At 69.7% G+C, this 406-nt stretch carries 1 protein-coding gene; it reads right to left on the bottom strand.

What is annotated here, in order from left to right; genetic code table 11:
- The coding region (locus ACUXUR_RS26845; protein WP_445505398.1) for a DNA translocase FtsK at positions 1–406 on the bottom strand (406 nt) is incomplete at both ends.

Genomic DNA, 406 nt, shown 5'->3' with positions numbered 1-406 from the left:
CAGAATCTCGCGTTTTCCGGCGTGGTTGGCGGGACCGACGATGCCCTCCTGCTCCATGCGCTCCATCAGCGAGGCGGCGCGGTTGTAGCCGATCTGCAGCCGGCGCTGGATGTAGCTCGTCGACGCCTTCTTGTCGCGCAGCACCACCGCCACCGCCTGATCGTACAGATCCCCGCCCGGCGCCCCGAACTCGCCCTGGTCGAACACCGCCGCGTCCGGCGCCGCCTCCTCCTCGTCGGCGGTGACCGCCTCGAGGTATTGCGGCCGGCCCTGGCGCTTCAGGTGCGCCACCACATGCTCGACTTCCTCGTCGGAGCAGAACGGGCCGTGCACGCGCGTGATCCGGCCGCCGCCGGCCATGTAGAGCATGTCGCCCTGGCCCAAAAGCTGCTCGGCGCCCATTTCC

It is taken from the genome of Microvirga medicaginis, from assembly GCF_052658925.1.
Note: the sequence above shows the minus strand (reverse complement) of the source record. Positions and strands in the feature narration are given on the sequence as shown.